At 41.8% G+C, this 23359-nt stretch carries 15 protein-coding genes and 2 tRNA genes; 4 read left to right on the top strand and 13 right to left on the bottom strand.

The genetic code is table 11. The features are described 5' to 3' along the window. The first annotated feature begins 15 nt into the window (after nucleotides 1-15). The 3 genes from AN393_RS13495 (at nucleotide 16) to ttcA (ending at nucleotide 2808) form a co-directional block, all read left to right on the top strand. On the top strand, nucleotides 16-753 hold the full coding sequence (locus AN393_RS13495; RefSeq protein ID WP_055018361.1) for an FNR family transcription factor: 738 nt from the start codon (nucleotides 16-18) through the stop codon (nucleotides 751-753). A gap of 107 nt (nucleotides 754-860) precedes the next feature. Next, the gene (uspE, locus tag AN393_RS13490; protein WP_055015672.1) at nucleotides 861-1787 is read left to right on the top strand and encodes a universal stress protein UspE; all 927 of its coding nucleotides are present in this window, start codon (nucleotides 861-863) and stop codon (nucleotides 1785-1787) included. Nucleotides 1788-1890: 103 nt separating this feature from the next. Beyond that, complete coding sequence (gene ttcA / locus AN393_RS13485; protein WP_055015673.1) at nucleotides 1891-2808, top strand: tRNA 2-thiocytidine(32) synthetase TtcA; 918 nt, start codon at nucleotides 1891-1893, stop codon at nucleotides 2806-2808. Between the two features lie 50 nt (nucleotides 2809-2858). Here ttcA and AN393_RS13480 read toward each other — a convergent pair whose 3' ends face one another. From AN393_RS13480 to AN393_RS13445, 8 genes are all read right to left on the bottom strand, one after another. Further along, nucleotides 2859-3923, bottom strand: a complete 1065-nt coding sequence (locus AN393_RS13480; protein WP_055018360.1) for a hypothetical protein — start codon at nucleotides 3921-3923, stop codon at nucleotides 2859-2861. Between the two features lie 86 nt (nucleotides 3924-4009). Further along, entirely contained in the window at nucleotides 4010-5071 is a 1062-nt protein-coding gene (locus AN393_RS13475) for a hypothetical protein (RefSeq protein WP_055018359.1), read from the bottom strand. 296 nt (nucleotides 5072-5367) lie between these two features. Next, nucleotides 5368-7329 carry an exodeoxyribonuclease V subunit alpha gene (gene recD / locus AN393_RS13470; protein ID WP_055018358.1) on the bottom strand — a complete coding sequence of 654 codons (1962 nt, stop codon included), beginning with the start codon at nucleotides 7327-7329 and terminating at the stop codon, nucleotides 5368-5370. Then, nucleotides 7326-10889, bottom strand: coding sequence for an exodeoxyribonuclease V subunit beta (gene recB / locus AN393_RS13465; RefSeq protein ID WP_055018357.1), 3564 nt, complete (start codon nucleotides 10887-10889; stop codon nucleotides 7326-7328). The genes recD and recB overlap by 4 nt, the downstream gene beginning before the upstream one ends. Next, nucleotides 10876-14178, bottom strand: coding sequence for an exodeoxyribonuclease V subunit gamma (recC, locus tag AN393_RS13460; protein ID WP_055018356.1), 3303 nt, complete (start codon nucleotides 14176-14178; stop codon nucleotides 10876-10878). The genes recB and recC overlap by 14 nt, the downstream gene beginning before the upstream one ends. Nucleotides 14179-14338: 160 nt before the next feature. Further along, nucleotides 14339-15400 (bottom strand): alkaline phosphatase D family protein, encoded by a 1062-nt coding sequence (locus AN393_RS13455; protein WP_055018355.1) that lies wholly within the window; start codon nucleotides 15398-15400, stop codon nucleotides 14339-14341. A 93-nt stretch (nucleotides 15401-15493) separates the two neighbouring features. Beyond that, nucleotides 15494-17767: a TonB-dependent receptor domain-containing protein gene (locus tag AN393_RS13450; protein ID WP_055018354.1), complete on the bottom strand. Its 2274-nt coding sequence runs from the start codon at nucleotides 17765-17767 to the stop codon at nucleotides 15494-15496. Nucleotides 17768-17965: 198 nt separating this feature from the next. Further along, nucleotides 17966-19009 carry an alkene reductase gene (locus tag AN393_RS13445; protein WP_055018353.1) on the bottom strand — a complete coding sequence of 348 codons (1044 nt, stop codon included), beginning with the start codon at nucleotides 19007-19009 and terminating at the stop codon, nucleotides 17966-17968. Between the two features lie 226 nt (nucleotides 19010-19235). Here AN393_RS13445 and AN393_RS13440 point away from each other — a divergent pair, with 226 nt between their 5' ends. Continuing rightward, nucleotides 19236-19628 carry a DUF2750 domain-containing protein gene (locus AN393_RS13440; protein WP_055015682.1) on the top strand — a complete coding sequence of 131 codons (393 nt, stop codon included), beginning with the start codon at nucleotides 19236-19238 and terminating at the stop codon, nucleotides 19626-19628. A 102-nt stretch (nucleotides 19629-19730) separates the two neighbouring features. Here the strand turns inward: AN393_RS13440 and AN393_RS13435 are convergent, their stop codons facing one another. The 5 genes from AN393_RS13435 to AN393_RS13415 form a co-directional block, all read right to left on the bottom strand. After that, a complete protein-coding gene (locus AN393_RS13435; RefSeq protein ID WP_055018352.1) occupies nucleotides 19731-21056 on the bottom strand; it encodes an OprD family outer membrane porin in 1326 nt (441 codons plus the stop codon). A gap of 130 nt (nucleotides 21057-21186) precedes the next feature. Further along, nucleotides 21187-21585: a hypothetical protein gene (locus AN393_RS13430; RefSeq protein WP_055018351.1), complete on the bottom strand. Its 399-nt coding sequence runs from the start codon at nucleotides 21583-21585 to the stop codon at nucleotides 21187-21189. A 236-nt stretch (nucleotides 21586-21821) separates the two neighbouring features. Continuing rightward, nucleotides 21822-21911, bottom strand: a tRNA-Ser gene (locus AN393_RS13425). 166 nt (nucleotides 21912-22077) lie between these two features. Beyond that, nucleotides 22078-23118 (bottom strand): quinolinate synthase NadA, encoded by a 1041-nt coding sequence (nadA, locus tag AN393_RS13420; protein ID WP_055015705.1) that lies wholly within the window; start codon nucleotides 23116-23118, stop codon nucleotides 22078-22080. A gap of 152 nt (nucleotides 23119-23270) precedes the next feature. Next, nucleotides 23271-23346, bottom strand: a tRNA-Lys gene (locus tag AN393_RS13415). Nucleotides 23347-23359: the final 13 nt, after the last annotated feature.

Raw genomic sequence — 23359 nt, 5'->3', positions numbered from 1 at the left:
AAAACGGATTAAATTATGGATTTCTCTCAAAGTCGCGCTAAAGGTAATTGTGCAATTAGCTGTAATAATTGCAGTATTAGCCAATTATGTTTGCCGTTTTCGTTAAATGGCCAAGAAATGGACAAGCTCGACGAAATCATTGAGCGCAAAAAGCCGCTTCACAAGGGTGACTACCTGTTTGAATCTGGTGCTCCTCTTAATGCTATTTATGCAGTACGCTCTGGCTCATTTAAATCGTATACACTGTCTGAGCAAGGGGATGAACAAATTACTGGTTTTCATTTAGCCGGTGATTTAGTCGGCTTTGATGCCATTAGCAAAATGGCTCATCAGAGCTTTTCGCAAGCCCTAGAAACATCAATGGTCTGCGAAATCCCGTTCGATACACTCGATGAGTTAGCCGGTAAATTACCCAAACTGCGCCAACAAATTATGCGTTTAATGAGTAGCGAGATTACCTACGATCAAGAAATGCTGCTACTTCTTAATAAAAAGTCGGCTGAAGAACGCCTAGCGAGCTTTATTTATAACCTTTCGGAGCGTTTTGGCGAGCGCGGGTTTTCGCGCAAAGAGTTTAGATTTACCATGACTCGAGGAGAAATAGGTAACTATTTAGGCCTAACGGTAGAGACAATTAGTCGCTTATTAAGCCGTTTTCAAAAAGCGGATTTAATAAAAGTCGAGGGTAAATTTATTACTATTTTAGACTGCGACGCACTGGCAAAAACGGCAGCAATAGTTAAACCCTGCTAAGCTAACGCTTGTTGTAACTTTGATTTAGAACAACAATTTGTGTGCTACCCCTTTAACTGCTGTGTATTTACGTTACACTGAAAGTAAGTTAAAAAAGGGAGTAGCATATGAACACTATTAAACGTATTTTAGCCGTTATTGACCCCACTAAAGATGATCATCACGGTTTAGCTCGCTCAATTGATTTAGCTAAAAAGTCAGGTGCCAGTATTACCGCCTTTATGACTGTTTACGACTTCTCTTACGAAATGACCACTATGTTGTCGTTCGAAGAGCGCGAAGCAATGCGAAAAGCCGTTATTGCTGATAGAGAAATATGGCTTAAAGATATAATTTCTACCTACCCTGATATAAACATCACCACCGAAGTGGTATGGCATAACCGCCCGTTTGAAGCCATTATTAATACTGTTATCGAGCAAGAGTACGACCTAGTTGTTAAAAGCACCCATCAGCATGGCGCGCTTAAGTCGGTTATTTTTACCCCTACTGATTGGCATCTAGTACGCAAATGCCCAACACCGGTATTATTTGTAAAAGAAATGGCTTGGCCTGAGCAAGGCAATATTTTAGCTGCAGTGAATGCAGTTAGTGAAAACGACGAGCATGTAGCTTTAAATAAACGCATTATTAAAGATGCACAATTTTTGTGTGAGCTTGCCAACGCTAAGCTTAATTTGGTCAATGCCTATCCCGCTACACCCATTAATATTGCTATCGAAATCCCTGAGTTTAACCCCAGCCTTTACAACGAATCAGTAAAAAAACACCACATAGAATCTACCAACGAGCTCGCTAAAACATTTAATTTAACTAACGAGCAATGCTTTATAGAAGAAGGCCTGCCTGAGGATGTAATCCCCGATGTAGCAAGTCGCTTAAATAGCGAATTAGTGGTAATTGGCACTGTAGGTCGAACAGGTTTAAGCGCTGCGTTAGTAGGTAACACTGCCGAGCACGTAATAGACAGCCTAGATTGTGATGTACTTGCTTTAAAACCCGATGGCTACGTAAGCCCACTTGCCAAAAGTTAAACAAAGCCTTAACTAGCGCTTTAATACCCCTAGTACTTGGGTATATAATACGCCCCTTTATTTTCAGCAAATAATTTGCCGCATTGTTTTATAAGGGGGCGTAGTGTCTCACTCAGCTCAAGCCAAAGCTCAATACAACTTAAATAAGCTACAAAAGCGTTTACGCCGTCTTACTGGCCAAGCCGTCATGGACTTTAACATGATTGAAGAAGGCGACCGTGTAATGGTATGCCTATCGGGTGGTAAAGACAGTTATACCATGCTTGATATGCTTAAACATTTAAAGCGTGTAGCACCTATTAACTTTGATTTATTTGTTGTTAATCTTGATCAAAAACAGCCAGGGTTTCCTGAACATGTTTTACCTGAGTACCTTGATAAACAAGATATTGAATACAAAATTGTAGAAGAAGACACCTACAGTATAGTGACCGATATTATCCCTGAGGGTAAAACAACATGCTCGCTGTGTTCACGCCTACGTCGTGGTATTTTGTACCGTACAGCCAAAGAAATGGGCGCGACTAAAATTGCCCTTGGCCATCACCGCGACGACATGATCGAAACACTCTTTTTAAACATGTTTTACGGCGGCAAACTTAAAAGCATGCCGGCTAAATTAATGAGCGATAACGGCGAGCACATGGTTATTCGCCCGCTAGCTTACTGTAAAGAAGCCGATATAAGTAAATACGCATTTAGCCAAGGTTACCCTATTATTCCGTGTAATTTATGTGGCTCGCAAGAAAACCTGCAACGTAAACACACTAAAAACATGTTAGCGCAGTGGAATAAAGAGCACCCAGGGCGTATCGAAAGTATTTTTACTGCAATGCAAAATGTGGTGCCTTCGCATTTAGCCGATACAGCACTATTTGATTTTGAAAACCTAAAAACCGGCGATGTTATTGATGGCGGTGATATAGCACTTGATAAACCAGATATCCCAAAAGCGCCTGTAAGCGATGAAGATGAAACCCAAGATCAGCAAACTGATGTGGTTACTATTAACCTAAGCTAACCGTTTAAAAAAATACAGTTAAGGGGCTTTATGCCCCTTATTTATTACCATTAACCTTTATCAGCTAACCCTTTTAAAAACTCTAAACTCATTCGTTCTTGCTCATTTGCTTGATAAGGCAGTTGTTGCAAACTATCGTAGGCAAAATCTTTAATTTCAAACTCAGCAATGTCACTGCTACCAAAACTATTACGTTCACCGGGGCTTGGCGACATGCGCTCTATCACAAAGTCACTTAAACGCATATTCACTACCCCTTGTGGTAATACCGACCAATGCGCCTTTAAATCCACCGTTTGACTGCCTTGTGAGAGTTTCTTTTTAGTCACCAAATGTGCAAGTGGGCTCGTATCACTGTATAAATTTGCCCTAATTCTATATAAGCCGCTTTTGAGCACCTTTAAATGCGCTGTAGCTATCATATTTTCGTTTTGTGCATAGGCATTATCAAAATCAATAAGCGTAGCACTTGGTGGCATATACTGTATTTGCGCTACTGCAGGCACCTTTTTACCTGCAATATTTGCCTCTACAAATAGCTGTAAATTTCGCGGGTAGTCTTCACTGGCTTTAAATTTAACCGTGGCTTCGCCCTGCTGTGCTGTGGTGGTTTTTGAACTGATTGACGCTTTAGTATCGGTATTGCTAAGCGCTACATTTACCTCTGCTAGGTTTTGCGCAGCAATATTAACGGTTATATCTTGCGGATATACAAACCGGTATTTATCTAAACTAACGACGAGAGCATTACCCGCATTGTCAATGGGACTTGTAACTGGGTAAAACTGATTAGGCTTTAAGCGGTCTTCATCAAGTGCGCTCAAGGGCTGCGAATAAGGCGGGTATTTTAGTGCATTTTGGTATTGCATTGCTACATGCTCAGCGGCACTGGCTAAGTGCTGATCATACTGTATTTTGGCTGGACTTTTAGCCTGTTTTTGTTTTGGCACATCAATGGTTATTACGGTATTTTTATCTGGGCTTGCTGGCTCTGACTTCTTTTTTATTGCCAATGCAGTGGGAGGCTCAAGCGTTTTAACTTCATTTTTATTTGTATACCAGAGTAAAAACACACCAATACTAACCACAGCGGCACCAATGTAAAACTTTTTCATATTGCATCAATCCTTTAAAAGCGTGCAGTAAATAACTACACGCTCTAGCGTTTAATACCTAACGCGCTTAAAAATTTAGGTACTTATTAAGGGATCACGTTATAAATAAGTGCCGAGGCACTTTGCGTGTTTGAATCCTTAATATAGCGGTAGTGTTTTTTCCAAAACCAAGTACCCGTTGTTTTATCAAATGTATTAAAGCCCACATTTTGACCATCTACATTTATATTGTTCATCGCAATCGTGACATTGCCTTTGCGCTGCGCGTTATGAATTTCGTTGTGGCTATAGCTGTCGCTCATCATCATTGGGTAATGGTGCGGCATAAAGCTATTAACGGCATCACCTTGCGATTTTAATCGACCATCAGTATCTATACTGCTACTACAGCTACCAAATGAACGCGCTGAGCTTGCACCGCATGATGAGTGCGACGCAACAACCGAATCGTCATTACCTTTTAAAAATGCGCCTGTGATCCCTAAGTATTCATTACCGTCAGCAACAAAACGTAAACGAGGTGTACGCGCATCTGGAAATGGAGAAATTTTACGCGCGTTATTTACTTTTAAATCATGTAACACACCAACCGCTTCAGTAACATCGCTTCCTAGCCACCATCTAAGTGCTGCATCTATAGCAAAATTCCATGAGGCACCGGTTAGTGCGCTTACAGCAATATCAGCAAGCTCACTACCGCCACCAGCACCGGCTAAATCAAATGTAGCAACAATATTAAGTGGAGTAAGCCCTGCGTTTTCTAACCAGTTTGCTTGGTTATCAATAATATGGCGTGCAATTAAATCCCCCGTTGAGTGTGTCACTAATACACAGCCATCAGCACATAAGTTTGAGCGCGATAATTGCTTTAATTTAGGCCAAACCCAATCTGTTGCTATTTTACCTTCAACTCGCTCGTAGGCAGGCCAATCAATTCGCTCATCTGCTCGGTTGTTCCAATAGGTTTGCCAATAAGTTTCACCGTCATTTACTACATCGCTGCCCGACTTATTGGTTATTTGCGATACCTGCAAGCCGTGAATAAGTATAATTTTGTGATCTTTACTTGCTGCCGAAAAACTCATTAATGCGGCTAAACCGGCGCAAAGTAAGTATTTAAGCGTGTGTGTGCGTTTATTGTTGTTCATATAAATCCTTAATGTGTTCAGTGTTTTATTTTTATGCCTATGTACTTAAGGTATTCATTTACACATGTGCAGGCGCACATGCATTGACCAGTATTAGGAACAACGCTCAAAAATGCAACAATTTATTATCATTTAAATTCAGCTAAATCTATATTATCTGTATATACAGTTACTTAAATTCAAATAATTGCAATATTTAGTATTATTAACACATACCCACTAAAGCTAAAAAACCTAACGCATAAAAATACGTTAGGTTTTTAGTATTTAGTTGAACCCTAAAATATAAATAGGTATTAGTATTTTAAACGCTCATACAACCCTGAGGCTCTTGATACGCTTTTGCTCATGGCTAATTGCAGCACTTTTTTATCGGCCACCAGCTCAAAGGTGTTTTTTGCGCGGGTTATGCCTGTGTATACCAGCTGGCGATTTATACCCATACTAGCTTGCTTTAAAGGCGGTAAAACCATAGCGGTATAACTAAACTCTGAGCCCTGCGATTTATGTATGGTCATTACATACACTTTATCGTGAGCAGGTAGGCGTGCAGGTGAAAACGCCCGTACATTGTTTTGCTCATCAATAAATAATGCTTTTAACTGCCCGCTTTCATCAGGCATTAAAATACCAATATCCCCATTAAACAACTTAAGTTGATAATCGTTTTGGCTCACCATAATGGGCATACCACTGTAATGACGCTGATTTGGGCTCACCGATATTAACCCTTGTTGCGCAAGTGCTCGCTCAATGCGGCTGTTTAAGCTATTTACGCCGTAATCACCCTCACGAACGGCCGCTAATAATTGATATTGGGAAAACGCCGCGTGAACATCTGCAACACTTGCCCCCTGCGCGATTAAATTTAAATAATGGGCGTAATGCTTAGCAGCACTGTTTATTAATTTTTCTATGGGTTTTGCAACAAAGTCATAATCTAAAATAACATCGTTAAATTGCCCTTGTGTGCTTTGTTGCTCTACGTATTTTAAAATACCGTTATGGTTAGTATTAACCGCCAGCGCAAGCTGGCCAATGCCACTTTGTGCATCAAACCGGTAGCTGTGTTGTAAAAACGCAATGCAATCAGCTAGTTTAAATTCGCTATGCCCAGGCGCCGCTAATTTAGCCTCTCCTTTAAAACATAACGCATTAAGCTCATCACATCGCGCTTGTGAGTAATTAGGCGTTTCACCTAGTGCTAACCCCTGGCATAAATCACTCATTACACTGCCGGTATCTACCGAGGCAAGTTGGTCTTTATCGCCAAGTAATATCAAACGCGCATGGGTAGGCAGTGCCTCTATTAATTTAGCCATGAGTGATAAATCAACCATGCTGGCTTCATCAATAATCAGTACATCTAAATGCAGCGGGTTTGTGCGGTTATGCTTAAATTTATTGGTAAAGGGTTTAACCCCTAAAAGTCGGTGAATAGTTTGCGCACTATCAGGAATTAAGGCCTTAATATCATCTGGAATAATTTCAAGCTTTTGTTTGGCACCTAAAATTGATTCACTTAAACGTGCTGCGGCTTTACCTGTAGGCGCCACTAGCTTAATACTTAAAGGCGCACTTTTATAAAGCGACTGCAAAATTGCCAACAGCTTTGTTACTGTGGTGGTTTTACCGGTCCCTGGCCCGCCTGTTATAACGCTAAAGCCTTTTGTTGCAGCAATTGCACAGGCCACTTTTTGCCAATCTATGGTAAGCGCTGAATTATCTACAAAGTAGTCACTTAATAGCTGGCTGAGTAACTGGGTATTTATATTTAAATGGCGCTCACTCATCGCGAGTAAACGCGTAGCTAAAGTATGTTCGTACTCAGCAAGGCGCGCAAAATAAAGCCGCTCGTTAAATAACTGTAAGGGTTTGGCCTCGCCCACACTGTTATGGGCGCTTAAACAGCTAAGCGCATCGAGGTAGGTAAAGGCTTCGTTAAAAGGCGATGTAATATTTGGTACATTGCCCTCAGTTTTAGTGAAGTCGCTTTGGCGTAAATTAAACGGGTTTTGCCAGTCGACTTCTTTTAATGTTAAACAGCTATGCTGGCTTTGCTGTGCTAAACACAGCAATAACACTATATAAAACACGTCGTTTTGCTGATTATCACACAGCATTAAGGCAAGCTTTACATCTACCATTCTTATGCGTTTTTCATCTAATAAGTAGTCAAGCAACTTCACCGTATTTAACGGCTGTACGGGTGCTGGCGGCTCATCAAACAAGCTTTGCTGCATAGGGTAGTCACTCATAACATGGCTCCTTGGCTAAATAAGCCATCTAATAGTGTGATTTGCTCTGCGGTGAGCTTATTAAAATACACCCCTTTGCCTGCCGGCATGCCGCGTAAAAAAGTATAATAAACCCCGCCTAAATGGGTTTCTATTGCATAATCACTAATGCGTTGTTTAAGTAATCGGTGCAGCGCAACGCTATAAATTAAATACTGTAAATGATACTGATGGCTATTCATGGCTTGCGCTAGCATATCGCTATCATAGTCAGCGGGCGTATTGCCTAAGTAATTAGACTTATAATCTAAAATATAATACTTACCTTGATAGCAAAAAATTAAATCTATAAAACCCTTTAAAAGGCCTTTTACATGAGAGAATTCGAGTTTGCTCTGGGTAAAACCAAAATGTTTTACCAGTATTTCGTTTAATTTAGGCGCGCTTAAACTATCTAAAGGTAAATTAAATTCCATTTCGACTAGGCAATCTGCGGGGGCTAATTGGCTTAAGCTTAATCCCTCATTGTTTAAGGGGCAGGTTAACGAATCAAGTACCCATTGCTCGGTTACGTGTTGCCAGCTTTCGCTAATATGGTATTTATCAAGCGCCTGTTTAACTACCTCTGCTAAATTTTGCTCTGGATTAGTCGGGTGTACTCGTGCACTGGTAAAGTCTATTTGCTCAAAAATTTCATGCAAACAGCTACCCGGTTTTGCCCCCTTGGGAAAACTATAAGGCGATGGTACTTCATCTTGGCTGTTAGCAAATTCATCTTTTTCATGATCTTCATCGCTGCGCCCAGGTTCAATATGATCGGTGTGCTTTTTAAAGCTCAGCGCACTAAAGCTGGTTGCTCGCCAATCTCGCTCTATGTTGGCTGTAACTGTATTCACTTTTAACGCTTGGCTCTGCTGCACTGCGTTATTAAGTGTTAACTGTCCTTGCTCGGCTAATTGCTCAGCGGTAAATTGCTGGTAACGCATTTCAGCGTGTGCGTCGCAAAATTCACGTAAGTGGGTGCGCCACGTTTGGCTACTTGTAAGCTCAAGCCCTGCAAATAGCACATGCCCTAATGCACTACTTTGTATAGCCAAGCGGCTGCTTTGCCCTTGCCCTATGTTATACACCCCAAGTGCACAAAAATGTACCGCGCGGGTAAGCGCAACATAGAGTAAGCGTAAGTCTTCAGCTAAGCGTTCTTGCTCGGCTTGTGCTAAGGCGTCTTCGTTTTTACTTAAATCGTAAACTAACTGGCCGTTTTGATGATAAAGCGCGTCTTTAGTTTCGCGATAGCCACTAGCAAAAGGCATAAATACCAGCGGATATTCAAGCCCTTTTGAGGCATGCATAGTTACTATTTTAACTAAGTTGGCATCACTCTCTAGGCGTACTTGTACAGCTTCGCCATCTTGCTGGCTAACCTTTTGTGCAAACCAACGCAGTAAACGTAACGTACCTTCTAGCTCAATTTGCTTTTGCTGCAGTATTTCACCTAAGTGCCTGAAGTCGGTTAACCAACGCTCAACGTTATAGCCAAGCCCTTGCCACTTAGCGCTCAGCTGATTATGACTTAACAAGCGCTCAAGCATGGCCATTGCACCTTGTTTGTTCCAAATATGGCTAAGTTGCGCAAAAAAGTTTAAGTGCTCCTGCCATTTATTTTCATCATCAGCAAGGGCGTAAATTTCGTTATAGCTTAAACAAAATAATGGCCCTGCTAATACGCCGCGCAGTAACGACTCGTTATATTGCCCATGCAATGCGGTTAAAAAGTTAAGTAAATGGTGGCTAAGCTCTTGGCTAAACACACTGTCACGCGATAAATACACGCTAGCAATATTGGCATTGCTCAGTGCTTTTTTCATTATTTGCGCTTCTACACGGTCGCGCACTAATATACAAATATCGGCTGCGGTCACCTTATGCTTACCTATGCACGCTCGTCCTTGCTCGGCTTGCTCAAGCAATGTCACTATTTTATTAGCAAAATAGCTGGCCAAATGCCCTTGCCCAACGCCTTTGCTGGTGGGTTTGTTTTTTTCATCTGCAGCGTCATCTACAAATACATTAAATTCAAACGCGGTGGCAGGTTTGCCATCGATTGTAAATGTTTCATCGGCTTTTTTGCCTTTTGCTGCTACTGCGTTAAACGGTATGGCATCGTTATAAATAAAGCTATTGGCATGTTTAGAAAACAAGCTGTTTACACTGTTTACTATATCGGTGCTTGAGCGAAAATTAGTACCTAACGTAAATTGCTGCTCAGGCTCTACCGACTCTTTTGCGCCAATATAGGTAAAAATATCAGCGCCCCTAAAACCATAAATAGCCTGTTTTGGGTCACCTATCATGGCCAGTGTGGTGTTTTCTTGGCCGTATATTTTACTAAAAATGCCGTACTGAATTGGATCGGTATCTTGAAACTCATCAATCATGGCAACAGGAAATAACTGCGCTATTTTTTGCGATAAAGCCTCGCCCTGCTCTGCATTTAAAGCACTGTGTAAGTTAGTCAGTAAATCATCTGGGGTGATCACACTTTGCTCTTGCTTACGTTTTACAATTGCCTGTTTAACCCACCGAGCCGCGGTTTGTACAACGGCAATTTTAAGGCCCTGATTAATTTTAGTATTAAGTGCGCTAAGCTCATCAAACAGGCTAAGCAGAGGGTGGCTAAATAATGGCTGATTTTTTTTATAATTACTGGCATCACTTAAGTTTTCACTGCTCCACACCTCAAACGAGTATTTATTGGTGCCAAATTCAAAAAATAACTCATCACCTAAACAAAATGCTTCTAGGGCCGTTAAACTGCCTTTTCGCCCAGGTGTTTTAGAGCCACTTAAACCCGTGCCCTTTATTGCAGCTATAAACTCTTGCTCCAGCACTGCTTTTTTAAAAGCGGGTACTTTAGCAATGTACTCATCGCGAGCTTTAAATACGTCATCTAAGTTTATTTGCGGCACTATGTTCGCATTGGCTTTATTTAGCACACTACTGACTTGACTAAATAGCGATTCAGGGGCTGCAAACACCTCTAAAATGGCATCAGTGCGTTCTTTATTAAGTGGGTATACAAAGGCGCGCCAAAAATCCTTAATCGTGTCGAGTAGGATATCGCGCTCATCTAAAATAAACTCAAGGTTAAAGGCAACGCCCGATTCAAACGCATGTTGCTTTAACATGCGTTGGCAAAAGCCATGAATGGTAAATATAGCGGCTTCGTCCATAGATTTAGCCGCGGCATCGAGTAAATCAAAGGCGCGGTGTTTGTCATCTACTGCGGCTATTATACCTGCTATTAATTCATCGTTTGGGCTTTGGCCAAGTAATGCATCGCGCGCAGCAATAATACGGCTGCGCACGCGGTCTTTAATTTCTTGTGTTGCAGCATCGGTAAAGGTAACTACAAGTATTTGCTCAACACTTAACGGGGTGTTTATCTGCCCTGGTATTTGCAAGCCTAATAAATAACGTAAATAAAGCCCGGTAATGGTGTAGGTTTTACCTGTTCCCGCACTGGCTTCTATTAAACTTTGCCCTTTTAACGGCATTGTTAGCGGATTAAGCGCTTGCATGGTCACTCTCCTTTGCATGTGCATGTAATGGGGAGAGTAATTTTTCGCTCCACTTAATAAATTCTTCTTGGCAGTCATTAAGCGATTGCACCGTTAAACGAATATACGGGTTTTCGCCCTCGCCGCGTCCTATGTATTGTGGGTTAAACTTGCTAATAGCTTTACTAATATCGCCACCACTTTTAACATATTCATAGCCACTTACCGGATAAAATGCCACCGGCTCTTTGCGCAGGGCTTTATATAGTTCAAACCAATCACTGAGTAAGGCATCGGCCTCATGTTTACTCAGCGGTGCAAAGCTAATTTGCTTATCGAGCCCCAGTAACAAGGTTTCTACATTTTGCTTCATACTTTGTGCAACAAGGTGATATATAAAGCCTTTAATTAAGTCTTTGGCCTTTATACTGGCACTTCGGTAAAACACTTGTTTTTGAAGGTAAATATGATTAAGCCAGCCCTCAATGATGGTATTTTCTATGCGCAAAGACACCTCAAGGGGGTCGGTTTTGCCGCTTTTAATATGCTCTTTTACTTGCCCGGCTAATGCATCTACTCGGTGCGCCATGCTCTCATACACTAAACTGCCCACATTGGCTTGAGGCAGCTCCCCTCGTTGCAATATTTGCTCTGTACTTAAAGGTTGCTCATTAATGTTGGCCTCAAGTATTTCATCAAGGTAAAAATAACGGCGCAGCGCATCTAGGCTAAAAGGCTCTTCATCTTTTGCTACTTCGCTAAATTCGGGTAGGCGTAAACCTAATGTTTGCTGGTAAAAGCTCTCTTGTGCGTTGCACACACTGCGAATAAATACATCAAGCTCTAATTGCGCGGGCGCTATTACATCAATGGCTGTTAGTGGCTGCGCGTCAATGCGCTCGCTTGGCAGCCAAATAGGATTAAAACTGTGATTACTCAGCTTTGTATCGGCTTCAGTGTCTGCTGTGTAATACGCACGATTAAAAGGCTGTAAGTGCTGTTGATTAATTAAACACTCAGGCAACGTTTTTTCGCTGTCATTTGTAAGCACAAAGCTGCGGCCTATGTACTCTAAAAGCTCGCTTACTAAGGTCGAGGGCATACGCGGTTGGTTGTCAAAGCACGAACGGCCAATGTAACTTATGTATAAATTGTCGCGGGCACTCAATAAAGCTTCTAAAAACAAGTAACGGTCATCTAATTTACGTGAACGGTCACCTTTTTGTTTTTTAGAATACGGTACTAAGTCAAACCCTATTGGCTGCACTGTACGTGGGTAGTCGGCATCGTTTAAGCCAAGCATACACACCACTTTAAACGGCACGGCGCGCATAGGCATTAGTGTACAAAAGTTAACTTGCCCCACTAAAAAGCGCTGCCCTACGCCTTTTTCTTGAATGCCTTGTTTTATCAGGTAGCTTACAATACGCTGCGAAACAGCTTTATCGTAATCGCCATTATCGTGGTGTTTTTTAAGTTCCTCTAAAACAGTTTGCAGTACCAGTAAATCCCAGCTGTCGTCGCCTTCGTTGTAATAAATAGCATTTATGAGCTCAGATAAAATATCCGCTTTATTACTAAGCGTATCATCAGGGGTTAGCTCATCCTTAAAGCGCTGCAGTACATCAATAAAATGCACTAACTTATTAAGGGTATCAAGCGCCATGCCCTCTACTTCATCGGCACTGTAAATGCCGTTAAACGGGCATTGCTCGTCGCGCTGGGCTATGCCTAGCAGTAAACGATTTAAACCATGCTGCCAGGTATTTAAATCTATTGCGGGTAAATCAAAGCTGCTTTTATGCTCGGCATTTATACCCCACTTTACGCCAACTCGCTCAAGCCAATATTGAATTTGCTCGTACTCGTGCGCTTCAAGGCCAAATTTTTCGGCAATTTGTGTTACTTGCAGTAAGTCGAGAATATCCGATACACCAAAACGTGAAAACGGCAAATTGGCCAAGCTGGCAAACGAGCTAAGCACAGGTTTTTCTTGCTCTATGGCTAAATCGGCCAAAGCATAAGGAATAAAGCGGCTGGTGTTTTGCGCGCCGCCAAATACCGCTTCAATGTACGGGCTGTACGTACCTACATCTGGCATCATTACAATAATGTCTTTGGGAGTGAGCGACGGATTTTGATTAAACAAAGTAAGTAAATAGTCGTGCAAGCGCTCAACTTCTCTAAGCGGTGTATGGCAATCGCTTAGGGTAATACTGGTGTCAGTGTCGCTAATGGGCAGCTTGCCCTCATCATTTATAAACCACTCTTTATTATCGGTAAGCGACTCACCTTTAAATGCCAGTTGGTAAATCTCACTTTGAATTTGACCCAGTAAACTATCGTCAAATGCATCTATAAAGCCATCAATCCAGCGCGCATCAAGTTGTACGAGTTGCTCAAAGTAATCGCGCCCTAGTTTTCCCCACGACGATAACAACGGGTTGCCTATAAAGTAGTATTCTTCGTCAGGGTTAGCTTGTTTTTTTTGCTGCGCTTCTAAAAGCGGCATTTTGGCGTATTTGGCATTTATTTTGGCTGCTGTTTTTTCATCAACCACATCGCCCCAATAGTGCTCACTCGGGTTAAAAAAGAATAAAAACACCTCTGTTTTTTTGCTCAGCGCTTCAAACACCTCAAGCTGTGAGCTGGCAATCGCCGATATACCAAATAAACTAATGCGCTTAGGTAGTAAGCTATTATCCATATTTTCAAGGGCTGCAAGTAACTGCCCTTGCATGTTGGCACGATGAAATTGGCTTTGCCCAAGTGCTTTACTGTGCGCCACCAGCTTTCGCCATAAGTCGGGCTGCCATGGGGCAATGCTTACATCAACATCGTCAAGTTCGTCTTTTCCGCTATCCCAAGTGGCAATCCAATGCGGCCGGTACATTAAGTATTGATCGTACACATCGGCAATTTTTTCGCACAGCGCAAAGGTTTTTTGCCCGTCTATATCACCCTCTAAATACGTTTTTAGCGGCAAATAAAGCGGCTCATTTATACAACTGGGCAGTATTGCAAATAATTTCCAAGCAAGGTTAGGCTTATTAAATGCCGACTCTTTAGGCACATTGGGCAATAACTGTTGGTACAACTGCCATATAAAGCTCGATGGCAGCGGAAAATCGACCTGCGCGGCTATGCCTAGGTTTTCGCTTAAACCAATTTTTAGCCACTGTGACATACCCGGCGATTGCACTAATACCACTTCTTTATCGAATGGGCTTTGCAGCGGGTTTACTTTTAACAGCTGATTAAACTGAGCTTGCAGCGCTTCCATACGGTTTGATTGAATAATATTGAGCATACAACTGGAGTCCTTACTTGAAGTAAAACCAGTTTAAGATATTTTCATTTATAGGGGTAGCGCAATCCGTAAATTGGCACTAATAAATCAGCGAGTTAGCAGGTGGATTAAACACACAGCGTTAATTTTAAACACTGTGTGTTTAATTTGTCAGGCCATTTTATTTATAAGGGCTAATGCTTGATAAGCTAAATGCGCTTTGCATAATCACTTTACCATCTATCCCTTTAAGCTTAAGTGAAATAGCGGGGTCGGCTTGCTGCCAATCTATGCTTAAATCACCGTAATTCACATTGTGGGTGTAATCGCCAACGCGGTGTTTATTTGGGCTGACGTCTTTCCACTTTTCAGTAAGACCTGAGCTGGTCATTTCTATTAAAGGGTAATCAAGGTTTTGCTGGTACTTTGATATTTCGCCCCAGTGAGTATCACCGCTGATGATAATAACCCCATTCACTTGGTGCTTTTTAATTAACGCAAATAAACGGTTACGATCCTCTGGGAAGTTAGCCCACGACTCCCACCCTGTAAAATCGGGTAATAATTGCAAGCTTGAGGCAATCAACTTTACAGCCGCAGGCTTTTTAAGCTCTTGCTCAAGCCATTGCCACTGCGTCTCACCTAGCATAGAGGCGCCTTTCACCTCTGTTGGGCTATACGGGCCTTGGTTATTAAGCTTACGCTTGGTGTAATATTCAAGCTCGCTTACGTGGTTAAGTGCATCACGGTTCCAGCGTAAATCGGGCATAATAACGTGTACGGTTTGCTCATCCTCGCCATACATATACGACGTGTAAATGCCATCCGTGCGGGTGCGTCTGGGTGAGCGTTTAGGCTCGCCCCAAAAATCGAGCATAATTTGGCGAGATTGCTCTTTATGTGGGTAATCTTTACCAATATCGTTTTGACCAAAATCGTGATCGTCCCACATCGCAATGATTGGGGTATTCGCTTTTAGTGTTTTAAAGCCTGGTTTTGCACCTAATTTTTGGTACTTATTGGCAAGTACCGTCATATCGTTGGTGTCGCCGTAAACATTGTCACCTAAAAATATAAATAAATCGCCCTGCTCTTTATTAATGGTGTCAAATATTGGAATGTCTTTATCTTGATGCCCACACGAGCCAAATAAAATTTTAGAAGGGGCTGCAATACTGTTTGCGCTAAACGCTAGCCCTAATGCTAATGCGGCGTGTGTAATAGGTTTTACTAACTGCTTCATTTTAAAATCTCGATACAGCCATACATTAGTTTTAATCTATGGCTATTAATAAAAAAAGCCCATCATTGATGGGCTTAAAACGGGTTCATTGGCTTAAAACGTAGCCGATAACGTCAGTGCTGCTGTACGTGGCGCACCAATAAAGTAAGTGCTGCCGTTGCCCGTACCACCGGCTAAGTAACTTTTATCAGTAATGTTATAAACAACAAAGGCAACATCTATCGCTTTAAATGGTCCTGCGTTTATATCGGTGGCGTAACCTGCGTTTAAATCAACCACGGTATAGCCATCAACTTCGCCGCGCTCAGCGGTATATTTAGCCGATAAGCCAAAGCGGAAATCATCGCTAAAGTAATCGGTCGATAACACAAATAAGTCATCTACTGAGTCTATTACTTTTTCACCGGCTTCAAATCCGGGAGCATCGCCTTTGTACTGTGAGTCGTTATTTGTGTACGAGCTGTATACGCTCCATTGTGGGCTTAGCATGTAACTTGCCGAAAGCTCTAAACCTTGTGATTCAATGCCGCCTACATTTAAGTAAGTGCCATTTGTGCCTATTGTGTAATCAATACCGCCGGTATCACTGCCAGGGGCAATAAAGGTTATACGGTTATCAAATTCAATTGAATACGCCGTGGCAGTCAGTTTTAATGCGTTATTTTGATAACGTACACCTAAATCAATGTTTTCAGCAGTTTCTGGCTCTATGGCTGATAAATCAGAGCTATCGCGCTCAAGTACACCGTCTTTAATAGCTGCAAAATTTTCGCTGTAGCTAGTAAATAGCTCAGTTGAGTTGTTTAGCTGATACAAAATACCGCCACTGAACAACATATCAGAATCGCTATTTACTTTAGCAGTTGTGGCATTTTGATAATGGTCGTACTTTTCAATATCAACAAGGTACTTTTTAACACCTACGTTAAGCGTGAAATCGCCAAGCGCCATTGAATCTTGCGCGTACCATTTAAGGGTGTCGGTCTCAAAGGTGTTTTTATACTGGGTCCAGTATGGCGTGCTATCAAAGTGATGATAAATACTGGCATTAATCACTTTGTGCCAATCACGAGACTCATCACGGTCGCTTTGCTCATACCACAAACCGGCTTCTATATCGTGCATACCAAACGTAGCTTGGTAATTAGCAGTAACCCCCAAGCGGTCTTTTTTGTAATGCGTATGACGATACGACATAACAGGTATTGCGGTGTCATCGTAACACGCCGGGTTTAAACCCGGGCCCGACTCCCACGGCCAGCTTAAACTTGCCGTACACCCTTCGTTTGGTGCCAGTGCGTTCCCTGCGCTATCTACAAAACCGTAAGAGCCTGCGTTAGTGCCGCCCTCTGTCGTTGGGTTGCCGTTTTCATCTACTGGAGTTGTTAAATACGGTGGGATCCAATCGCCTCGGCCCGAGTTTTTATGATAATAAGGGCTCACTGTAATAAGCGATGTGGGCGAAAGCGCATATTCAAACTTTAAATACGCTAACGTATTTTCACGCAGTGTACCCCAGCCCTCGGCAAACATTTGGTCGTAATGTGGAATGCCGGTCCAGTCCCACGTTAGCTGATCCCACTCTGGCGTTTGCTCAAATTGTGCAAGGCTTACACTATTATAATTAGTCTCGCTTACATCATCGTAAGATAAACGCCCTGTGATGGTTAAATCTGTGAGCGTTGTCACAAATTTAAGCTCTGCGTGTTGGTTATCTTTTCCGCCGTTGCTACCCGAGCCAATCCAACGGCTAGTATCGGTTTGTGAATAGCTTACATACGCTTGTGTATTATCAAAAATAGTACCGGTTTCGTGCTTAACGTAATAACGGGTCGCATCGTGGCTACCTGAGGTGTAAGCAAAAGTGGTGCTTTTATCAAGGCTTGGCGCTTTACTTACAAAATTAAATGTACCGCCAAGCGCTTCAAGTGAGGCCGATTTAATATCTGAGGTGCCCTGGCCTACTTCTACTGTGGCTAGGTTTTCGGTATCTAGGTAACGGTTTGCTTTAGCGCCCCCGCCATAGTTTGAGCCACCGTTAGGAATACCATCAATGGTCATCCCTAATTGCTGCTGGTTTGAGTCAATACTAAAACCACGCATAGTAATAGTGGTAGACCAGTCATCGCCACCAAATGCATCGCCTTCATTTATGCTAATGCCAGGTAAGTTATCAATAACTGATAACACACTCGACACCGTTGTTTGTTGATCAAGCATTGCAGGCTCAATCACATTATTTGCGTAACTGGTTGGTTTAGCAGTAACGGTTATTTCTTCTATTTCGTTATCATTTGCATAAGCTGACGTTGATACAGCCATAGCAATTGCTATGCTCAAAATCGATTTATTGGTTAAAGCGTACATTGTTGTCCCGTTTGGTTTTAATTATCTTAAGTAGTTATGAAAGCGGGCACAGTATGGTGTCGTATTATTACAACAAAAATGAAGTTTATTGACAGAGGTGTTAAAAAATTGTGGGACTTTTATGGCTTTGTTATGTCATTTGTAAGTCAGCCTGAGTGCAAACACCCAGGCTGATTTATATATATAAATATTAAATTCTTAGAAGAGTTTAGCTAGCATTTCATCACTATAAGCAACAAGCTCTTCATTATTGGCCACTTTGCTAATGTAATCAGGGTTGGCAATAAACGGGCGACCAATCGCAATTAAATCAAACTTATCGTTGTTTATTGCTTGTTTTGCATCATCAAAACTGTAGCTGCCTACACCTACAAGGGTGGTTTTAGTGTTTGCACGCAAATATTGCGAGGTGGTTTTGCCCTCTAATGAGTCAAATTGGGTGCTATCATCAAAAATGCCACCATGAATATAGGCTAGTTTTTTTGCATCTAGCTGTGGTAATAAATAATCAAATACCGCTTTATCACGCTTATCTTCTTCCATATTAAAATAAGCACCTGGCGATAACCTAATTGCCGTACGCTCATTACCTACTGCATTAATAACCGCGTCGGTCACCTCTATTGCAAAACGCGCCATATTTTCAGGTGTTTGGCCGTATTCATCTGTGCGCTCATTCGCAGCGTAATGTAAAAACTGATCAATTAAATAACCATTAGCGCCATGAATTTCTACGCCATCAAAGCCCGCTTCTATGGCGTTTTCGGCCGCTTTAGCAAAGTCGGCTATCAGTGAATTAATATCATCCTTTGTGGCCGCTTTTGGCGTAATGTAAGTAAGCTCACGCATACGCGGTACAGAGCCTTCAACACCAATTGCCGATGGCGCTAATACATCGCCGCCAAAAAAGTGAGGGTGAGCAACACGGCCAACATGCCAAAGCTGAGCAAACATTTTACCGCCGTTTGCGTGTACGACGTCGGTTACTTTTTTCCAACCTTGAATCTGCTCACTGGTAAATAACCCCGGGGTATTTGGGTAGCCTTGTGCATCTGGACGAATAATAGTGGCTTCGCTAATGATTAAACCGGCATCGGCACGGCGCGCATAATACTCCACCATATCTTGTGTGGGTACTAAATTATCATCAGCCATACAGCGGGTTAAAGGCGCCATTAAAACGCGGTTTTTAAGTTCAAGTGAGTCGTTTAATGTATACGGGGCCAGTAAATCTGTGGTCATTGTTAAATCCTTCATTAAGAGTATGCATTTGAGATGCGGCCTTTTTAACAACATTCAAGGGCAATTTTGAATGCTCGCTCAAATTTATGAGAGCTTATACTGTTCAATCTTAAAATTAGATCTGCAAAGATGAATTTAAATAATAATTTTTCAACACACTGTCACATAACTCGATATACTGATAACAGTAAAATTCAAATTTGAAGCAATAAAGAGTGAGCCAACTATGACAACTGCAAATGCGACTGAAGAACAAACCGTAATTTTAGGGCTAGGGGCAAAAAAACGACTCGCTTTTATGTTTGAAACCGTACAACAGTACAAACAAGTATGGATTTTAAACGACGATGATGGCTGCGTAATGCTTGCCAACGAAGATGACGACTGTGTACCCGTGTGGCCAACCCGCGATTTTGCACAAGCTTGGGCCACGGGCGACTGGGAAGGCTGTACACCAAAGGCCATTCCGACTAAAGATTGGTTTAGCCGCTGGACACCCGGCCTCGAAGAAGACGACTTACTGATTGCAGTGTTCCCTACCGAAGAGGACGACGGCACGGTGCTTTTTCCTGATGAATTTGAAAGCCAGTTAAAAATTCCTAAAAAGAGGAAGTATTAATTTAGGGGCAGTTTTAAATGCGGCTTAAACGAATACAACTTAGCCGCATTTTTAATAGTGTAACTTTATCTCTACTTTTGAAATTTTAATAAGGTGTAGTTCTTAAAATTTAATGGTGTAATCTACATATACACGGTGATCTGCTCGGTCTCCTTTTACACCATCAACACTGCCAGTTTCATCTGTGGTGTAATCTAAAAATAACCAACGTAGGCTTAAACCTTTCACAGCCGCTACTTTGTAGCGTGTATCAATAGCCCAATATTTTTCATCGGCTGTGCCACCTGCTTTACCTAAGCTTGAATTTTCTGCATCGCTGCCGCTGGTGTAATAAAATTTTGTGGTTAAACCGGGTGCCACTGCTTTTAGGTCAACACCTAAGCGAGCCTGCCAAATTGACTCATTTTGGTTTGTTAAATCGGCACCAATCAATGAGCGCGTGGGAAACGGGTTAGTCCCGTGATCGCCACTAAAGTTATCTTCAATCCAAGCATCGTTCACTTTGGTAAATGCGGCGCCTAGTGTCCAAATATCTTTTTTCCAATTGGCATCTAGGTAATAGGCAAAACCATCGTTTTCACTTTTAGTAACGCCTGAAACCGCATCGATTGCATCTTCATCATCTAAATCGCCCCCCTCTGCGCCGGTTACAAATAAATCGCCATCGTCTTGTGAGGTAAACACGCCACTTGAAAGGGTTAACTTACTTTGATCGAGCTTAATAGCGTAACTGCCTTTAAGCCCAAGCTTTGATAAGTAGTCATGAGAGTTTAAATACTCCGCGTCTATTTTTAGCGCATCTTTTTTGTAGCTTGCGCCCACACCCCAAATAACACTAATTGCGCCGTTATCTGACTGGTCGGTAGAAAAATCTTCCCACTTGTCGTCGTGGCGGCGGCTCCATTTATCGTAGGCGTAACCATATACTTTGGTATTACCAAACGTGTAGTCACCAAATACGCCTCTAAAAGTATTGGGAATTGCGCGGCTACCTGAGCTTTTTAACAGCATGCTTTTGGTTTTTTGCCCGCCTATTTTTACATGGCCATTGTCGCCAAGTTTAACGTCGATAAAATATTGACCAAATTTTGAAAAACTATCGTCAACGCCGCCTTTTTCATCCCCAGCGGGTAAAATATTATTTTGTGCGCTGCCGGTTGAGTTGTAATTAAGTACGGTATAAGTAGAGACACCCATGCTAATTAAGTCATTAAAATAGCCCGATTGATAATTGAGCTCTATGCCTTGTGCAAACGTTGAGTCGTCGCTGGCGTCGTTATCGTAATCGCGGTCAAAGTAAATTGACCTTAGCTTAATATTAAATTCGTCTTGCTCTGTAAGCCCACTAAAAGAAGCGTACGATGGGAGGGAGGCGCCTGCTAATACTGTACATATTACTAAATTGTGTTTTAAAACTCGTAAGTTCATACGCGTAAGCTACCTTGTATTTGATGCAGAGGAATCTAATGTTAGCCTAAAAAACGTGACGTAGTTTTAGGGTATTTAATTTCGTTAGTGACATAAAACTATAGTTTAGCTTATTCCTTGTACTATAATTTTAATCTTTCAATTGATTTAGTAATTCAATGTTTTTCTCTGCATGCTCAAATAAAGTATCAAAAGGAGCACTTACCCAATCATTTGTTGTACTTCTCCACTCAAACCAAGCACAAGACTCAAACTCATAAAGTTCATTATCTGCGTTTATCTCATCGCCTCGTAAAAAAGCAATAAGCTCATCTGCGCTCAGTCTATTATTTTCTACTAATTTAAATAGTTCCTTTCCTACGAGTGTTTTATCGTCCGGATCTAAAACCTCAACACATGAGCAAACAACCAATTCATAGTGTTTATAAACCTGTAAAACAGTAACCTGATTAAAATCGTCATGACTTAGTAATACGCTGGCAAAGTTATCACTTATCTCGCCATTGTTAAAAACTAACTGATTAAGCATAGATCTTCCTTAAATATTTTATAGGGGATTAGTAATGGTGGGAAAATATCACAGATAAAAATAATAAGACGCACAGATTTTTTTGTTGCATGTGATTTTAAAGTGGTTAAAGCTTTTTCTATCACAAACCACACTTAACTTTTTAACTAACAAGTATAACTACAGTTTAGTAGTTAATTAGTCAATTTATTGCAGGCGCAAAAAAGGACGCCATGAGGCGTCCTAATATCGAATAATGGTGGAGGAAGAGGGATTCGAACCCTCGTTAGGGATTAACCTAAACACACTTTCCAGGCGTGCGCCTTCAGCCACTCAGCCATTCCTCCACGGTGTTGCAGTGCAACAGCGCGTTATAGTATGAAATAGGTTACATAGGTGCAAGGCATTTTTAAATTTGTGCTGTTAAGTGCCTAATAATCAATCAGCAATTTACTTTAGGCATAAAAAAACGGCTAAAGCCGGGGGCTTAGCCGTTTTTATACAGAGTGATGTTTACTTAGCCATGTTGGCTGTAAAATCTAACATGCGATTAAGTGACTTGAGTGCGCCTTCGCGTAAGTCCATATCTACAAACACTTCTTTACCACGTGGGTCTATTAGTGCTTCTTCAATCGCTTTTAAGCCATTCATTGCCATCCACGGGCAATGTGCACAACTTTTACATGACGCTCCTTCACCGGCTGTTGGGGCTGCAAAAAACTCTTTTTCTGGGCATAGCTGCTGCATTTTGTAAAAAATACCGCGGTCTGTCGCTACAATAAACTTTTCTTTATCCATTGTTTGCGCCGCTTTTATTAATTGGCTTGTTGAGCCAACCGCATCTGCCAGTGCCACTATTTCTGCCGGTGACTCTGGATGCACCAATACACCTGCGTCTGGGTGCAGGGCTTTCATATCTTTAAGCGCTTTTGTTTTAAATTCATCGTGGACGATACATGCGCCGTTCCACATGATCATATCGGCGCCGGTATTTTTTTGAATGTAGCTACCAAGGTGTTTATCTGGGCCCCAAATAATTTTTTCACCTTGCTCATCTAGGTGCTCTACAATTTCAAGTGCGCACGATGAAGTTACAATCCAGTCTGCACGCGCTTTAACCGCTGTAGAGGTGTTTGCATACACGACAACTTTACGATCTGGATGCTCATCGCAAAACGCTGAAAACTCATCAATAGGGCAACCAATGTCTAACGAACAGGTTGCTTCTAGCGTTGGCATAACAACGGTTTTGTTTGGCGTTAAAATTTTAGCGGTTTCACCCATAAAACGTACGCCTGCAACGATGATCATATCGGCATCGTGGCGAGCACCAAAACGTGCCATTTCTAATGAGTCGGCAACGCAGCCCCCTGTTTCTTCGGCAAGGGCCTGAATTTCAGGATCTGTGTAGTAATGGGCTACCAGCACTGCATTTTTATCTTGCAGTAGTTGTTTAATACGTGCTTTATATTCGCCTTGCTCGTCTTTAGTTAACGGCGCTGGCTTAGGAGGAAAGATATAGCCTTCAGGCATAATAGTTTGAGCTAGACTCATGTTCTCGACCACTTCATCTACAGTGCATTAATTACGGCAAATTATACGAGAATACACGGGCAAATAACAGCTATCTGGGCATGCTGTTTATAAATAAAAATAAGAAACTGATTTAAATAAAATAATGGGGAAAGTTGTGGTTTTATTAGAAGTGGTGGGTCATGATGGACTTGAACCATCGACCAATGGATTAAAAGTCCACTGCTCTACCAACTGAGCTAATGACCCGCTCTAAATTCTG

Source organism: Pseudoalteromonas sp. P1-25, from assembly GCF_001401805.1.
In the GTDB taxonomy this organism is placed as follows: Bacteria; Pseudomonadota; Gammaproteobacteria; order Enterobacterales; family Alteromonadaceae; genus Pseudoalteromonas.
Note: the sequence above shows the minus strand (reverse complement) of the source record. Positions and strands in the feature narration are given on the sequence as shown.

Coding starts and splice junctions, on each gene's coding strand:
- AN393_RS13430 (WP_055018351.1), bottom strand. CDS start 21,585: ATGCTTAATCAGTTAGTTTTTAACAATGGCGAGATAAGTGATAACTTT.
- recD (WP_055018358.1), bottom strand. CDS start 7,329: ATGAGTGACTACCCTATGCAGCAAAGCTTGTTTGATGAGCCGCCAGCA.
- uspE (WP_055015672.1), top strand. CDS start 861: ATGAACACTATTAAACGTATTTTAGCCGTTATTGACCCCACTAAAGAT.
- AN393_RS13450 (WP_055018354.1), bottom strand. CDS start 17,767: ATGTACGCTTTAACCAATAAATCGATTTTGAGCATAGCAATTGCTATG.
- recC (WP_055018356.1), bottom strand. CDS start 14,178: ATGCTCAATATTATTCAATCAAACCGTATGGAAGCGCTGCAAGCTCAG.
- AN393_RS13480 (WP_055018360.1), bottom strand. CDS start 3,923: ATGAAAAAGTTTTACATTGGTGCCGCTGTGGTTAGTATTGGTGTGTTT.
- AN393_RS13455 (WP_055018355.1), bottom strand. CDS start 15,400: ATGAAGCAGTTAGTAAAACCTATTACACACGCCGCATTAGCATTAGGG.
- AN393_RS13440 (WP_055015682.1), top strand. CDS start 19,236: ATGACAACTGCAAATGCGACTGAAGAACAAACCGTAATTTTAGGGCTA.
- AN393_RS13475 (WP_055018359.1), bottom strand. CDS start 5,071: ATGAACAACAATAAACGCACACACACGCTTAAATACTTACTTTGCGCC.
- AN393_RS13445 (WP_055018353.1), bottom strand. CDS start 19,009: ATGACCACAGATTTACTGGCCCCGTATACATTAAACGACTCACTTGAA.
- AN393_RS13435 (WP_055018352.1), bottom strand. CDS start 21,056: ATGAACTTACGAGTTTTAAAACACAATTTAGTAATATGTACAGTATTA.
- nadA (WP_055015705.1), bottom strand. CDS start 23,118: ATGAGTCTAGCTCAAACTATTATGCCTGAAGGCTATATCTTTCCTCCT.
- recB (WP_055018357.1), bottom strand. CDS start 10,889: ATGCAAGCGCTTAATCCGCTAACAATGCCGTTAAAAGGGCAAAGTTTA.
- AN393_RS13495 (WP_055018361.1), top strand. CDS start 16: ATGGATTTCTCTCAAAGTCGCGCTAAAGGTAATTGTGCAATTAGCTGT.